General features: G+C 52.4%; 11 protein-coding genes. 5 read left to right on the forward strand and 6 right to left on the reverse strand.

From position 1 onward, the window contains the following. Positions 1-141: 141 nt before the first annotated feature. Positions 142-1,797 (forward strand): sulfatase-like hydrolase/transferase, encoded by a 1,656-nt coding sequence (locus MOY_RS09160; protein WP_009098930.1) that lies wholly within the window; start codon positions 142-144, stop codon positions 1,795-1,797. Between the two features lie 52 nt (positions 1,798-1,849). Here MOY_RS09160 and waaF read toward each other — a convergent pair whose 3' ends face one another. Beyond that, positions 1,850-2,866, reverse strand: a complete 1,017-nt coding sequence (waaF, locus tag MOY_RS09165; protein WP_009098932.1) for a lipopolysaccharide heptosyltransferase II — start codon at positions 2,864-2,866, stop codon at positions 1,850-1,852. Continuing rightward, the gene (gene rfaD / locus MOY_RS09170; protein WP_009098933.1) at positions 2,859-3,815 is read right to left on the reverse strand and encodes an ADP-glyceromanno-heptose 6-epimerase; all 957 of its coding nucleotides are present in this window, start codon (positions 3,813-3,815) and stop codon (positions 2,859-2,861) included. The genes waaF and rfaD overlap by 8 nt, the downstream gene beginning before the upstream one ends. A 109-nt stretch (positions 3,816-3,924) precedes the next feature. On the opposite strand from rfaD, the gene glyQ reads away from it, so the two are divergent. From glyQ to gmhB, 4 genes are all read left to right on the forward strand, one after another. Then, a complete protein-coding gene (glyQ, locus tag MOY_RS09175) occupies positions 3,925-4,896 on the forward strand; it encodes a glycine--tRNA ligase subunit alpha (protein ID WP_009098936.1) in 972 nt (323 codons plus the stop codon). Next, positions 4,896-6,962 carry a glycine--tRNA ligase subunit beta gene (glyS, locus tag MOY_RS09180; protein WP_009098938.1) on the forward strand — a complete coding sequence of 689 codons (2,067 nt, stop codon included), beginning with the start codon at positions 4,896-4,898 and terminating at the stop codon, positions 6,960-6,962. Before glyQ ends, glyS begins: the two co-directional genes overlap by 1 nt. Positions 6,963-7,210: 248 nt before the next feature. After that, positions 7,211-8,008 (forward strand): hypothetical protein, encoded by a 798-nt coding sequence (locus tag MOY_RS09185; protein ID WP_009098941.1) that lies wholly within the window; start codon positions 7,211-7,213, stop codon positions 8,006-8,008. 8 nt (positions 8,009-8,016) lie between these two features. After that, positions 8,017-8,595, forward strand: coding sequence for a D-glycero-beta-D-manno-heptose 1,7-bisphosphate 7-phosphatase (gmhB, locus tag MOY_RS09190; protein ID WP_009098943.1), 579 nt, complete (start codon positions 8,017-8,019; stop codon positions 8,593-8,595). Between the two features lie 101 nt (positions 8,596-8,696). On the opposite strand, the gene gyrB is transcribed toward gmhB, so the two are convergent. The 4 genes from gyrB to dnaA form a co-directional block, all read right to left on the reverse strand. Continuing rightward, a complete protein-coding gene (gyrB, locus tag MOY_RS09195) occupies positions 8,697-11,117 on the reverse strand; it encodes a DNA topoisomerase (ATP-hydrolyzing) subunit B (RefSeq protein ID WP_009098945.1) in 2,421 nt (806 codons plus the stop codon). 39 nt (positions 11,118-11,156) lie between these two features. Then, entirely contained in the window at positions 11,157-12,260 is a 1,104-nt protein-coding gene (recF, locus tag MOY_RS09200) for a DNA replication/repair protein RecF (protein WP_009098946.1), read from the reverse strand. Positions 12,261-12,355: 95 nt separating this feature from the next. Next, positions 12,356-13,459 carry a DNA polymerase III subunit beta gene (gene dnaN, locus MOY_RS09205; protein WP_009098948.1) on the reverse strand — a complete coding sequence of 368 codons (1,104 nt, stop codon included), beginning with the start codon at positions 13,457-13,459 and terminating at the stop codon, positions 12,356-12,358. Positions 13,460-13,515: 56 nt separating this feature from the next. Further along, the gene (gene dnaA / locus MOY_RS09210) at positions 13,516-14,982 is read right to left on the reverse strand and encodes a chromosomal replication initiator protein DnaA (protein WP_009098950.1); all 1,467 of its coding nucleotides are present in this window, start codon (positions 14,980-14,982) and stop codon (positions 13,516-13,518) included. Positions 14,983-15,278: the final 296 nt, after the last annotated feature.

A 15,278-nucleotide genomic window follows, 5' to 3' on the forward strand; every position in this document is an offset into this window, starting at 1 on the left:
GTACGGAGAAGAAAATATGTTGAAGCAAGTAGAGTTTTATACTAGATAAAAGTGAGCTTGATAAAATTTTCAACGCCTGGGTAGTTTGATGAGTTACATAGAACTTAAATGGCTAGTTAACATAAACAGTGTGGGAGACTCATGCCTCAATTAATAACACCCAAGCTTTCTCCATGGCTACCTCTGCTTATTATTGGCTTCAGCATTAGCTACTCCATTACCGTGCTGACCCGCCTCCCCTGGTGGACGCTGTTTGTCGTCACGAGCATATGGCTGATCGTCAGCCTGAAGCTTCACTGGGGAACATCAGCAAGCTACCGCAGAGCATGGCCCTGGTCGCTATTACCGCTCTGCCTGTGGGGTTTATATGTCTATCTAGCAGATAGCTTCGGAATTGTTGATTTAGGCGCGGTCTTCTTCCACTTACAGGCCGGCATAACCGATCACGGTGGATCAGGGCGCATGGTAGCTGCTGTGTTGTACACAGCCTGCATGCTGAGCTTGTTAATTGCTTTTACCTGGCTTATTCGCCATGACCACCGCTGGCGACGCGTGGAACCCTTGATTGCTATTGCCCTACTGGTTACCAATCCCCTGATTTTTGGCATCGGTCAGCGTAGTGCAGCCGTGGTCACTGACGATGGGGGCTGGCTGGACAGGCGCTATGTCGAACCCGTTATCAGCGCTCAGGAAAATCCTCCCAACCTTCTGCTGCTGTATCTGGAGAGCATTGAGCGCACCTACGATGATCCACGCTTTGGTGATGCTTACGCCGATTTAAGTGCCATTGGTGAATCGGGAAAAGTCTTTGAGGGTGTTCGTCAAATTGATAATACCGGCTGGACGATGGCGGGCATGATCGCTAGCCAATGTGGAACGCCATTGATGCCTGCAGGGTTACTACACGACCGTCAATTTGAGCCGCTCTCCACGGTTGTTCCGGGCGTTCGTTGTCTGGGTGACCTCTTGTCAGAGCAAGGATACCGTCTCAGTTATTTAGGTGGTGCAAGCACTGAGTTCGCCGGTAAAGGCTTATTCTATAGAGACCACGGCTTCGATAACGTTTACGGACTAAGGGAGCTGCAACCGCGTCTGGACGACCCCAATTATGTCAATAACTGGGGACTGTACGACGACTCGTTATACGACTTTACGGTGAAAGAGATTGAGCGTTTAGACGCTGAGAGCGACGGCCCTTGGGGTGTCGTCAACCTGACTATTGCAGGGCACGCTCCAAATGGATATCCCGCCCAGCGTTGCATAGAACGACAGGGAGAGTGGGACGGTGTGGATATTCTTTATTCCGTTGAGTGCTCGGCTTGGCTAGCGCGAGATTTGCTGGAACGACTCACAGAGCAGGGTCTACTAGAAAACACCGTGGTCGCCATTGCGAGCGACCATCTCACCATGCGTGTTTCTGTTTGGGATGAACTTATCACCATGGATCGTGATAACACATTTATGCTACTGGGGGACGACCTTAGCCCTAAGCGTATTATCCGTGAAGCCTCAATGGTAGACATATTTCCTACTCTATTGGATGCCATGGGCTATAAGCCGGAAGATTCCCGTGCGGGTCTGGGCGTTTCACTTCTCGACAGCGAAACACGCACTTTACTTGAGCGCCATGGTCTTGCGGATATCAATGCGCGACTGCGCGAAGAGAATGTTCTTCAGCAGCGCTTGTGGGAGGGGCTAGCCCCTCAACGTCGTGAAGCTGACGAAGCAGCGAACGAAGGAGAGCAGGTAACAGAGACCCCTAGCGACAGTGCTGACGAAATCATTATTTCGTATTAATATTTTAAAAGCTAGACAGTCGCTAGAGCGGCCAGGTGAACTCAAAAAACTACTAGACGCATCTCTTCACTGCCTGATGCACCTGCTCAACGCTCAAGTCATTAAGGCAATTGGTGTGGCCCAGTGGGCAGGTGCGCTTGAAGCACGGCGAACAGGAGAGTCCAAGGTAGTGAATAGTGGCATTATCCGTTAGCGGCGGTGTGTAAGCAGGCGATGAGGAGCCGTACAGGGCGTGAATACGCACGCCTACTGCGGCCGCCACGTGCATTAAGCCTGAGTCGTTTGTCACCACCTGACGGCAGTCGGCCAACAGATCAACCGCATCCGCTAGCTGGGTTTTACCGCACAGGTTATGCGCGTGGGAAAGCCCTTTGATAATGGCCTCCCCCGCTTCGTGGTCTTTTGCCCCGCCTAGTACGCGCACCTCAAAACCATCGGCGATAAGCCGCGCCGCCAAGGCGTGAAAATACTCCAGCGGCCACTGTTTGGCAGGCCCATATTCGGCGCCGGGCATCATGCCGATGGCAGGGCGTGATGACAGCGCATGAGTAAGGCGCAGGTTCACCAGATTATCTCGGTCGATGGATAAGCGTGGCGTGGGGATGGTGAAATCACCGTGTAGGGTTTCTTCCAGGGGCAAGCCTAGGGAGACAAACCGCTTTACGGTTTGATCCAGCACTTGCTTGTCCAGCTTGCGGCGCTCTTTAAGCAGGCCATAGCGGTGCTCACCTAAAAAGCCCACACGCTCGGGGATGCGTGCCATAAACGGTACTAACGCTGCTTTCCAGGAGCGCGGCAGCACAATGGCGCGATCATAACGCCCCCGCAACCTAGCCGCCAATTCGCGGCGGCTTCCCAAGCCAAACTCGCCATGCCCCACCGCCAGCGGCAGTACTTCGTCCACCTCGGGCATACGCTCAATAATAGGCTGCGACCAAGCCGGCGCGACAACGCCCAAGGTTGAGCCAGGGTAGCGAGCTTTTAACGTCATAAACAGGCTTTGTGCCATGACCATATCGCCCACCCAAGAGGGGCCTATAACGAGCAACCGCTTGGCAGAATTAGCCATTCAGCCACTCCAAGTAGGCGTTAACGCCTTGAGCAACAGTTTTGAACTCCACATCGCAGCCAGCGGCACGCAGGTTACTTATATCCGCACGCGTATAGCTTTGGTAGCGCCCTTTTAGCTCTTCTGGGAAAGGGATGTAATCAATCTCACCCTGGCCGTAAAAGTCGATTACCGCTTCACCAATGGCTTTAAACGGCTCTGCTCGGCCAGTACCCAGATTAAAAATACCGGATGCGCTGGGATTATCTAAAAACCAGAGGTTTACATTGACCACATCGCCTACGTAAACGAAGTCGCGGCTCTGCATGCCCGCCTCATAGCCGTCGTAAGCCCCAAACAGCTTCAAGGTTTCGCCATTACGAACCTGCAGATGGTTGTGATACGCCACGCTGGCCATCTTGCCTTTATGCTGCTCCCGCGGCCCGTAAACATTAAAGTAGCGGAAACCCACCACCTGGGTGGTTAGCTCGCTCCAGCGCGAGCGCACGTGCTGATCAAACAACAGCTTGGAGTAACCGTATACATTGAGCGGCTTCTCGTGCTCAGGCGCTTCTTTAAACACCTCGCTGCCACCATAGGTAGCCGCCGACGAAGCATATAAGAACGGGATCCCAAACTTCTCACAGTAGTTGAGCAGCACTTTGGAGTACTCGAAATTATTCTCCAACATATAGTGCCCATCCCACTCGGTGGTATCGGAGCAGGCACCCTCATGGAAAATCGCATCGATAGTCGGCAGGTCAACCATCTCACCACGTAGCGCTGCCTTAACCCGTGCCAGAAAGTCATTTTTGTCCAGGTAATCGGCCAACGTGCAGTCAGCTAAATTGACAAACTTGGTGCCATCGCGCAAATCATCGACGACCATCACATCATTTCGGCCACGAACATTTAGCGCTTTGACAATATTGGCACCGATAAAACCGGCCCCGCCTGTTACAACGATCATCTCGTTCTCCTTACCAAAAGCGGCTCTTTGGCTAACGTGCCTATAACCCATCTGCCTGTGATTGTATACTTGACGGCTTATGAATTCATGGCCAACGGTGCTTTCCGCGATGAGTGTTTCGACAAACCAATCGACACCCGATGTGTCGACCTTTCAAGGCTTGATCCTTGCTCTTCAGCAGTACTGGGCAGAGCAAGGCTGCGTCATCCTTCAACCCCTCGATATGGAAGTCGGCGCGGGCACCTTCCACCCCGCCACGTTCCTGCGGGCGATTGGCCCTGAAACCTGGAACGCGGCCTACGTGCAGCCCTCTCGACGCCCTACCGACGGCCGCTATGGGGAAAACCCGAACCGTCTGCAGCACTACTACCAGTTTCAGGTAGTCATGAAGCCCTCACCCAGTAATCTGCAGGATCTCTACCTGGGCTCGCTAAAGCGCCTGGGGCTCGACCCGCTGATTCACGACGTGCGCTTCGTGGAAGATAACTGGGAATCCCCCACCTTGGGCGCCTGGGGCCTGGGCTGGGAGGTCTGGCTTAACGGCATGGAAGTGACCCAGTTCACCTACTTCCAACAGGCGGGCGGCATTGAGTGCTACCCCGTCACCGGCGAGTTGACCTACGGGCTTGAGCGTATCGCCATGTACCTGCAGAACGTCGACAGCGTATATGACTTGGTTTGGGCGATAGCACCCGATGGCAGTAAAGTCAGCTACGGTGACGTTTACCTACAAAACGAGCGTGAGCAGTCCGCCTACAATTTCGAGCACGCGGATGTGGATCAGCTCTTCGCGGCGTTTGATCACCAGGAAAAAGAGTGCAGCAAACTGCTAGCCGTTAATCTACCGCTGCCCGCCTACGAACAAGTGCTGAAAGCTTCCCATACGTTCAACCTGCTTGATGCCCGCCATGCGATCTCCGTGACCGAGCGCCAGCGCTTTATTTTACGTGTACGCACCATGGCAAGGGACGTCGCCACCGCTTACTTCGAGTCACGCAAAGCAGCGGGGTTCCCCATGGCCCCCGAGGCCCTGCGCCGCGAACTGTTACAAGAACCACTCGCCGACCAGGGAGAGACATAATGGCTGTTGATACACTTTTATTAGAACTGGGTGCCGAAGAGCTGCCGCCCACGGCACTGGATGCGCTGTCAGATGCGTTTGCAGCGGGTATTAAAAAAGGGCTACAAGAGGCTGACATTCCTTTCCAGGCGATTAGCGCTTACGCCACACCACGCCGTTTAGCGGTGCAGGTGACCGGTCTTGCGGACAAGCAGCCTGACCGCGCAGTAGAGCGCCGTGGCCCCGCCCTGGCCGCTGCGTTTAAAGATGGCGTGCCCACCAAAGCGGCCGAAGGCTTTGCCCGCTCTTGCGGTGTTAGCGTGGATGAGCTGATTCATCTGGAAACCGACAAAGGTACTTGGCTAGGTTTTCAGGAGCAGCAGCAAGGCGAAAGCGTTCAAGCGCTGCTGCCGGAGATGATTCGCAAAACGCTGCAATCACTGCCGGTGCCCAAAAACATGCGCTGGGGCGCATCCCGGGTTGAGTTCTCCCGTCCGGTTCACTGGCTGGTCACCCTTTACGGCAGCGATGTGATTGCCGCTGAGGCACTTGGCCTAGAGGCTAGCCGCACTACCTATGGTCACCGCTTTCATGCCCCGGATGCCATTCAGCTCGCGCATGCCGACGACTACCTCGCCACGCTAGAAAACGCCTACGTACTGGCCGACCGTCAGCGCCGCCGTGAACGCATTCGTGAGCAGGTGTTAGCAGAAGCCGAAGTGCAGGAAGCTCATGCGGTCATCGATGAAGACCTGCTAATCGAAGTGAGTGGTTTGGTGGAGTGGCCTGTCGCACTGACCGGCAGCTTCGATGAGCGCTTCTTGGAAGTGCCTGCGGAGTGCCTGATTTCTTCCATGAAGGCTAACCAGAAATACTTTCACCTGCTGGATGACCAAGGCAAGCTGAAGCCGCTGTTCATTACCATTTCGAACATCGACAGTGCCGACCCCCAGCAGGTGATTTCAGGGAATGAGAAAGTCATTCGTCCGCGTCTTGCAGATGCCGCCTTCTTCTACGACACCGACCGCAAGCGCACTCTTGCATCGCGCATTCCTCAGTTGGAAAGCGTCGTATTTCAGCAGCAGCTGGGCACGCTGGCCGATAAAGCACGCCGCAGCACGGCAATTGCCACCTTTATTGCTCAGCAAATTAATGGCGATGTCGCCCACGCCCAGCGCGCTGTAGCGCTCGCTAAGTGCGACTTGGTCTCTGAGATGGTGCTCGAATTCCCTGAACTCCAGGGTATTATGGGCCGCTACTACGCCGAGCAAGATGACGAGCCTGCTGAGGTTGCTCAGGCGTTAGAAGAGCAGTACCTGCCTCGGTTTGCCAGCGACATTATCCCACAAAGCCTAACTGGCCAAGCCCTGGCGCTGGCGGATCGCTTGGATACTCTGGTGGGTATCTTTGGTATTGGTCAGCGCCCTACCGGCGCAAAAGACCCCTTTGCTTTACGTCGTGCGTCCATCGGCGTACTCAACATTCTGGTGAAAGGTGAGCTCAGCCTCGACCTCCGTGAGCTGCTAAGCGTTGCCGCTGAGCAGCACCGGAACTTGCCTAGAGCAGAAGGCTTGGTCGACGATGTGTTGACCTACATGCTGGACCGCTTCCGCGCATGGGGTCAAGATGAAGGCATTAGTGCGGAAATGTACCTCGCGGTACGCGCCCGGCCGGTCACTAAGCCGCTGGATTTCGCTCGTCGCCTGCGCGCTGTTAAAGCATTTGCCCAGCGGGAAGAAGCCGCAGCCCTGGCCGCAGCCAATAAGCGGGTTTCTAATATCCTGAGTAAGCAGGAGCACGATGGCAGCACCCAGGTCGACCAGCCTTTGCTACAAGAAGAGGCAGAACTGAATCTGTTCAACGCCGTCTCAGCTAGCCAACAACAGGTGGCTCCGCTATTTGCAGAGGGTAACTATCAGCAGGCGCTTGATGCCTTAGCGACGCTGCGCGAGCCGGTTGATGCGTTCTTTGACCAGGTTATGGTGATGGCCGATGACGAAGCGGTGCGTCGGAACCGCCTTGCGTTGCTAGCCAGCCTGCAGGCGCTGTTTCTTGAAGTTGCGGATATTTCCCAGCTGCCACAGTAAGACGCTTTTAGTAGCATGCTATAAAACGCTGTCTAGCGTGTGCAGGCCAACATCCCAACCGGCACTTTAAAAGTGCCGGTTTTTTATTGCTAGTTCTCGCCTCCTGAAAAGCCTGCAAACCTTTTTGTTTCACGTGAAACATACAGGTAAGATTAGTGAAACATTTACCCTACTCGCTGTGCCTTACTGCTAACTAGCTAAGCTTTGCATTCAAAGTCGACGAGCGAAGACTCGCCATGGAACCGGCTATGTACGAATTTTTTCTTTTAGACACACTTCCCCAGCAGCAAACCAACATTGCGTCTTATACGCTTGATGGGCGCAAGGTCTGGCTTAAAAAAGCCGCTAAACGTAACTCACGCCTTACCTATCTGCCACTTACTCTACTCGCCAAATGGCTGCGTGTTGATGCGCTCAAGCCGGTTCACAACCTGGGGGGCAAACAGAGCATTGCCCAAGAAGCCGCGCGCATTAAAGCACTTTCCTCGGCCGGCGTGGCAGTGCCCACTATTTTGGCTGAGACACCTGAAGCACTATTGCTGGCCGATGCTGGCAGTGAAAATCAGCCATCGCAAACGCTGCTGGATAAACTACTCACAGCGCAGCAAGTGGAAGAGATCGATCATTACCTTATGCTGGGAACGCAGGCGCTAAATGATGTCCATGCACGCCAGTGTTATCTCAGTGAAGCGTTTGCGCGCAATATTTTGGTAAACCAGGAAGAAGTTGTTTTTATCGATTTTGAGACCGATCCAGGTGAGCGCCATGAGCTAATAGACTGCATGGTGCGCGACTGGCACTGCTTTATTTTTTCACTGTATGGCAAACTTAGTAAACGTGACACACATCGAGAGCGTTTAGCTTTTGCGCTACTTAACGGCTTACGCCAGGCCCAACCTGCTGTAAGGGAGCGATTTCTAACGACGCTGCCACGCCTTGCACGCTTAAATCGGTTTCCGTTCCAGCGCTTTGGTAGTGATGGGAAAAAAATCGCTATTACATTACAAGCGCTGTCACTACTCAACCAACAGCTAAGCGCTAAATAGAGCTAAAAATGCCCCCTACTAACGAACGCTACGTTAATGTGCCTCCTGAAAAGCTGGTTATCCTAGACCGAGATGGCGTGATTAACCGTGACTCAGACGCCTATATAAAGTCCCTAGCAGAATGGATACCGTACCCTTCCGCCATTAACGCTATTGCTCGTTTAACTAAGGCAGGATTTACCGTTACCGTCGCGACGAATCAATCCGGCATCGCTCGTGGTTACTATGATGAAGCGACGCTGCACGCCATGCATGAGTGTCTAAATGCACTCGTAGAAGCAGAAGACGGTCGTATTGCTCATATTGCTTACTGCCCACACGGGCCTGACGATGGCTGCAGTTGCCGCAAACCACTGCCGGGGCTACTGCTAGAAATTCAGCAGCAGTTAGGTATAGAGAGTTTAGAGGGCAGCTGGATGGTCGGCGACAGTTTGCGTGATTTACAGGCAGGCGAAGCAGTCGGCTGCCATAGCGTACTTGTCAAAACGGGAAAGGGAGAGAAAACCTTGGCCCACAATGCGGGACTTGAGAATGCTACTGTTTTCGCTGATTTGGCTGCATTTACCGACTGGCTTTGCCAGCAGTAGAGCGTGATAAGTATCAAAAAACGGCCCCTGGTTTTTAACCAGGGGCCGTTTTTTATTCAGCAATCACTATTTTGTTTCACGTGAAACATCAGCAGTGACGCCTAGACATCAAGATTAGCCACTAGCGCATTTGTCTCAATAAACTCGCGACGAGGTTCAACTTCATCTCCCATGAGCGTATTGAACATCATGTCGGCGGCAACCGCATCTTCGATAGTAACGCGCAGCATGCGGCGGCTGTCAGGATCCATGGTGGTCTCCCAAAGCTGGTCAGGATTCATCTCACCCAACCCTTTATAGCGCTGGAAAGAGAGCCCACGCTGACCTTCTTGCATTAACCAAGCCAGCACCTCGGAGAAGTGGGAAACCGGTTTCTGCCGCTCACCACGGGCAATATAAGCCCCCTCCTCCAACAGCCCATTGAGCGTATCGCCTAACCCGGTAATGGCGCGGTAGTCGGCGCTTTCAAAGAAATCCAAGCCCCAAACGTACTCTGTGGTTACCCCATGGGCAATGAGCGACACCGCGGGCAAATGCAGACCACGTTCAGTATCTTCGTGAATATAGAACTGGTAACGAGGGCCACCTTCATAGGCCACCTTATCGTCCATCGCTTTTTGAAGCTCAGCGATCCAGTTTTCCATTGTCACCCGATCTTTCAGGCTCGTTTCGCCTAGCAGCGCCGCTGTGTGCACCGTCTGCTTGAGCACTTCAATCGGATAGACACGGGCTAGGCGATCGATTCGTTTCATCACGTTGCGATACTGATTAACCAGCGCTTCCAGCTGTGAGCCCGTGATGCCTGGCGCATCGGCATTCACGTGAAGCCCCGCTCCATCCAGCGCGGTGGTCGTCAGGTAGTCGACCATTGCCTGCTCATCTTTAAGGTAAAGCTCTTGCTTGCCTCGCTTGATTTTATATAGCGGCGGCTGGGCAATAAAGATGTGGCCACGTTCAATCAGCTCCGGCATTTGTCGGAAAAAGAACGTCAGAAGCAGTGTGCGAATGTGAGAGCCGTCTACATCCGCGTCGGTCATAATAATGACCGAATGGTAGCGCAGCTTGTCAGGGTTAAACTCTTCCCGCCCAATGCCACAGCCAAGCGCAGTAATTAACGTGCCCACTTCCGCTGACGAAAGCATTTTGTCGAAGCGTGCTTTCTCAACGTTTAGGATCTTACCTTTCAGCGGTAAAATCGCTTGGGTGCGGCGGTCTCGCCCCTGTTTCGCGCTGCCACCTGCCGAATCACCCTCCACCAAATAGAGTTCTGACTGGCTAGGATCTTTTTCTTGGCAGTCCGCCAGCTTGCCCGGCAAACCGGCAATGTCCAGCGCGCCTTTGCGTCGTGTCATATCCCGCGCTTTACGGGCAGCTTCACGGGCGCGGGCGGCATCCAGCATTTTGTTGACGATGGATTTTGCTTCACTAGGCTTTTCAATTAAGTACTCTGAAAACAGCCTGCCCATCTCCTGCTCAACAGCTGTTTTTACTTCACTGGAAACCAGCTTTTCCTTAGTTTGAGACGAGAACTTAGGGTCTGGAACCTTAACAGATATAACCGCGGTTAAACCCTCGCGCGCATCGTCGCCCGAGGTATTTACTTTGGATTTTTTCAGCAACCCTTCCGCTTCAATGTAGTTATTGAGCGTACGGGTCAGCCCCGCACGGAAACCCGCCAAGTGGGCACCGCCATCTCGCTGTGGAATATTGTTGGTATAACAGAAAATATTTTCTGTGAAGGCTTCGCTCCACTGCATGGCGACTTCTACTTCAACGCCATCTTCACGCACTGCATTAAAATGAAAAACCGGATTCAAGACAGTTTTATTCTTATTCAGGTGGTCAACAAATGCTTTTAGACCACCTTCATAATGAAACAGCTCTTCTTTCCCGCTGCGCTCATCCACTAGACGAATGGCAACACCTGAATTTAAGAAAGAGAGCTCACGCAGGCGTTTTGCTAAAATATCGTAATGAAATTCGATATTTGCGAATGTATCCGGTGATGGACGGAAATGGATGCTAGTGCCAGTCTTTTCAGTTTTACCCACCACACCTAGCGGTGCTTGTGGTACGCCGTGGCGATAAATCTGCTCAAACACTTCATTTTGGCGCCATATGGTCAAACGCAGCTCTTCCGACAGCGCGTTGACAACCGAAACCCCTACACCGTGAAGTCCACCTGAGACTTTATAAGAGTTGTCATCAAACTTACCGCCAGCATGCAGCACCGTCATAATAACTTCTGCTGCTGACACCCCTTCCCCTTCATGAAGCTCGGTAGGAACACCACGGCCGTTATCACTGACAGTTACTGATTCATCGGGGTGAATAACCACTCGAACTTCACTGCAGTGGCCTGCCAAAGCCTCATCGATGGAGTTATCCACCAACTCGAAAACCATGTGGTGCAGACCGGTACCGTCGTCGGTGTCACCGATATACATACCTGGGCGCTTGCGTACTGCATCTAGCCCTTTGAGCACCTTGATGCTTGATGAATCGTAAGCCTGCTCGCTCATTGACCACTCCGTCGTGAAGTCTGTCTCATTCCATGTCACCTACCCATCCGTTACTAACTGGCTTAAGCCTTGCTCAGTATGTTTCACGTGAAACATCTTAACCGTAGTCTCAGGTTGCCACATATCGCGTAAAGCGGCTGGGTCGACGCTGGTAATAAATGCTTGGCACTGCATCTCTTCAAGTAATTTGCAAAACCGCAAGCGATGCTGTTCATCCAGTTCCGCAGGCAAATCATCTATCAGGTAAACACAGTGCCGCTTTGCTGTACTTTCCAGAAGCCGCCCTTGGGCTAGCTTAAGCGCGCTAACAACCAGCTTTTGCTGGCCTCTGGAAAGCACTTCAACTGCTGGCTGCTTATCAAGACGAATCCGTAAATCTGCACGCTGAGGCCCCTGCTGAGTAAACCCCATTTGCTGATCTGTTTCACGGCTACTCTCTAGCACATCCGCTAGGGACCTCTGCTTATCCCAACCTCTGGCATAACGAAGCATTAGCCCAGGCACTGAGAATAGCCTTGCCAGCGTTTCCTCAAAAACAGGTAAAAATTGACTAAACCAGCTTTGACGCAGCGTATCCATCTGCTCGCCCCAGGTAGCTAGCTCCTGCTCCCACACTGCAATTTCGCCGGGTACTATTCTACCACGCCTAAGCAGCGCATTCCGATGTTTCACCGCCCGGCGCGTTCGCTTCCATGCCTCCAAAAATTGATGTTTCACGTGAAACACTCCCCAATCGAGAAACTCTCTCCGACCAGCCGGTGATCCCTCTAACAAACGAAACGCATCGGGATTAATCAGCTGTAACGGCATGGCTTCCACCAGCTCAGCCAAGCGTACCCCTTTCTCGCCCCGCAGGCGCAGCTCAAGTTCTCTCTCCGCTCTTAATCGCCTAACCCCAAGGGCAACCTCAGGGTCACCTGCCAAACGGCCATAAAGCGTCATATATGGAGCATCTGACTGGATAACATTCTTAAGCTGACGAGTACGAAATGAACGGCCCATCCCTAATATATGGATGCCTTCTAACAGGCTGGTTTTCCCACTACCGTTAACCCCATGGAGAATATTAATACGCAGAGAGGGGTCCATTTCCACGGGTGCGAGATTACGCAAGCCTTGCAGGTGTAACCGAGTTAGGCTCATTAACAGTCGCCGCCAAATTAAGTCATGTTGGTATTAAACGTGAAAACGGCGCTTCTGACAGCAGAAGCGCCGTTTTATCATAGAGCTAAAGCTTGCTATAAACGCATGGGCATCACTACATAGAGTGCGTCGCCGCCACCTGGCTCTTCTAACAGCGCACTACTATTGGGGTCAGCCAGAGTCACCTGCACCCGGTCCTCATCTAGCACCGAGAGCACATCGACTAAATAACCCACGTTAAAGCCCACTTCCATAGCGCCGCCGCTGTACTCAACCGCCACATTCTCTTCGGCTTCTTCCTGCTCTGGGTTGTTAGCCATTACCTTGAGATTATTCTCCTCAAGATAGAGGCGCACACCACGATACTTCTCATTGGAAAGAATGGCAGTACGCGAAAGCACCTGACGCAGTTCAGCACGCTCAGCAATCAACACTTTGTCCCCGTTACGTGGCACCACGCGCTCGTAATCAGGAAACTTGCCGTCAATCAACTTAGACGTAAAAGTAAAGTCGCCAGTGTGTGCTCTTACGTGTGTAGAACCTAGCGTTAAGCTAACCGGTTCGTCGCTATCGTCTAATAGACGCGACAACTCGAGAATCCCCTTACGTGGCACTATTAGCTTTTGGGACTGGTTAACAGAGATATCGATAGGACGAGAGCACATAGCCAAACGGTGACCATCAGTGGCCACTGTACGCAACAAATTACTCTGAATCTCAAGCAGCATGCCATTAAGATAATAGCGTACATCCTGCTGCGCCATGGCGAACGAGGTAGCTTCAATAAGGTGTTTTAACGTACCGCGGGGAACGCTTATCTCTTGGCTACCATCAGCATCTTCAATATTAGGGAATTCGGCTGCTGGCAGCGTTGAAAGCGTGAAACGCGAGCGTCCACTACGCAGAACAGCCCGCCCCTCTTCGACGGCAAGCTGAATATCTGACTGGTCGGGCAGTGACTTACAAATATCCATCAGCTTGCGTGCAGGCACCGTTGCCGCACCTTCCTGGTCCACCTGGCTTGCAACCGTGCGCCCGATCAGCTCAACTTCAAGGTCGGTACCCGTGAGTGAAACTTGATCACCTTCAACTTGAATCAGCACATTAGAGAGCACAGGCAGTGTTTGGCGCCGTTCTACCACGCCCGCCACCAGTGTCAGCGGGCGCAGCAGCGCCTCTCGGGAAATTGAGAATTTCATCAATACTCCGGTTGTATATCCTGAAAGGCCTCTCTACTTAAGACCCAACAATATGGTTAACTGGTTAACAGACGCAGCAGATTTTTATAATCTTCGCGTATATCCGCACTCTCTTCCTGCAACGCTTTTACCTTTCGACAAGCATGCAAGACCGTCGTATGGTCACGCCCACCAAACGCATCGCCTATCTCGGGTAAGCTGTGATTCGTCAGCTCTTTGGCAAGCGCCATAGCAACTTGGCGGGGCCTGGCCACTGAGCGCGAACGTCGCTTGGACAGCAAATCCGCTACCTTAATTTTGTAATACTCGGCCACCGTGCGCTGAATATTGTCGACCCCTACTTGCTTATCCTGAAGCGCGAGCAGGTCCTTTAAGGATTCACGAATAAAGTCTTGGGTAATGGTTTTACCCATGAAGTGAGAATCTGCAATGACTTTTTTCAGCGCACCCTCAAGCTCACGGACATTAGAACGAATTTTTTGGGCAATAAAAAAGGCAGCATCGTGAGGAAGGTCCACTTTTGCTTGGTCGGCCTTCTTCATCAGAATTGCGACGCGGGTTTCCAGTTCAGGGGGTTCAATCGCGACGGTAAGCCCCCAACCGAAGCGCGACTTCAAACGCTCTTCAACACCACTGATCTCTTTTGGGTAGCGGTCAGAGGTAAGGATCATCTGCTGCCCCCCCTCTAACAGCGCGTTAAACGTATGAAAAAACTCTTCTTGAGAGCGCTCTTTACCCGCGAAGAACTGAATATCATCGATTAATAGTGCATCAACACTGCGATAAAAGCGCTTGAAGTCATTAATCGCATTTAGCTGCAGCGCTTTGACCATATCTGCGACAAAGCGCTCCGAGTGCAGATAAACCACTTGAGCATTTTCACGCCGATCCGCCAGGGCATTCCCTACTGCGTGCATTAAGTGTGTTTTACCTAAACCAACTCCCCCGTATAAAAACAAGGGGTTATAGGCGCCGCCGGGGTTTTCTGACACCTGACGTGAGGCAGCGCGAGCTAGTTGGTTCGATTTACCCTCGACGAATTTATCAAAGGTGAAATTAGGGTTCAGGCCGCTACCATGCTTCAGGCTGCCTTCAACCTGCACCTGACGCTCATTACCTCGTCGGACAGGCGCCTCTTCTCTTAGCTGACTAATTTCTCGTTCATCAGAGACGTTACCGCGGGGTGAGGTGTGGACTGCTGGAGCCATTCGTTGGGTGGGCGTAGCCGAAACAGGATTACCCAACTCTCGGGGCTGTGGCGCAGGAGTCGCGGCACGGCGGCTACCCACTGTTAAGCTAACTTTGGGAGGTTTTCCAGGTGCCAGCTCACGAATCAGTTCACTGATTCGTTTGGCGTACTTATCACTCACCCAGTCGCGCACAAAGCGATTCGGCGCCAACAAGCATAGCTCGTTGGCCTCTCCTTCTTCTGCCTGTAACGGACGTATCCAGGTGTTGAACTGTTGAGAATTCAGTTCGTCCTGTAGGTAGTCCAGGCACTGTTGCCAAAGCGCGAGTGACACTCATCTCACCATCGGTTGAAAACGGTCGACCATTGTAGCGCCCAACGAAGCGGTTATCCACACGCAGTAGAGGCTCTTTTTTACCTGTGGACAACTTCTTTTGAGCTACAAGGAAAACCTCATGATGGAATCGGGATAAGTCGAAAAAGCGCTATTTCCGTTGCATCTAGTCACACCTAGTTAACAGCTTATTTAGTGCTTATTTGATAGTTATGCACAGATTTTTTATGATTTTAACCTGTTGATAAAATTATCTTTAAATAGCTTATCCACAATTAGTATCCCCACTATTAATA

This window comes from Halomonas sp. GFAJ-1 (genome assembly GCF_000236625.2).
In the GTDB taxonomy this organism is placed as follows: domain Bacteria; phylum Pseudomonadota; class Gammaproteobacteria; order Pseudomonadales; family Halomonadaceae; genus Vreelandella.

What these genes read in the sequence shown, in the direction of transcription:
- gyrB (WP_009098945.1), bottom strand. Translation starts at nt 11,117, where the DNA reads ATGAGCGAGCAGGCTTACGATTCATCAAGCATCAAGGTGCTCAAAGGG.
- glyQ (WP_009098936.1), top strand. Translation starts at nt 3,925, where the DNA reads ATGAGTGTTTCGACAAACCAATCGACACCCGATGTGTCGACCTTTCAA.
- MOY_RS09160 (WP_009098930.1), top strand. Translation starts at nt 142, where the DNA reads ATGCCTCAATTAATAACACCCAAGCTTTCTCCATGGCTACCTCTGCTT.
- waaF (WP_009098932.1), bottom strand. Translation starts at nt 2,866, where the DNA reads ATGGCTAATTCTGCCAAGCGGTTGCTCGTTATAGGCCCCTCTTGGGTG.
- MOY_RS09185 (WP_009098941.1), top strand. Translation starts at nt 7,211, where the DNA reads ATGTACGAATTTTTTCTTTTAGACACACTTCCCCAGCAGCAAACCAAC.
- recF (WP_009098946.1), bottom strand. Translation starts at nt 12,260, where the DNA reads ATGAGCCTAACTCGGTTACACCTGCAAGGCTTGCGTAATCTCGCACCC.
- dnaN (WP_009098948.1), bottom strand. Translation starts at nt 13,459, where the DNA reads ATGAAATTCTCAATTTCCCGAGAGGCGCTGCTGCGCCCGCTGACACTG.
- gmhB (WP_009098943.1), top strand. Translation starts at nt 8,017, where the DNA reads ATGCCCCCTACTAACGAACGCTACGTTAATGTGCCTCCTGAAAAGCTG.
- rfaD (WP_009098933.1), bottom strand. Translation starts at nt 3,815, where the DNA reads ATGATCGTTGTAACAGGCGGGGCCGGTTTTATCGGTGCCAATATTGTC.
- glyS (WP_009098938.1), top strand. Translation starts at nt 4,896, where the DNA reads ATGGCTGTTGATACACTTTTATTAGAACTGGGTGCCGAAGAGCTGCCG.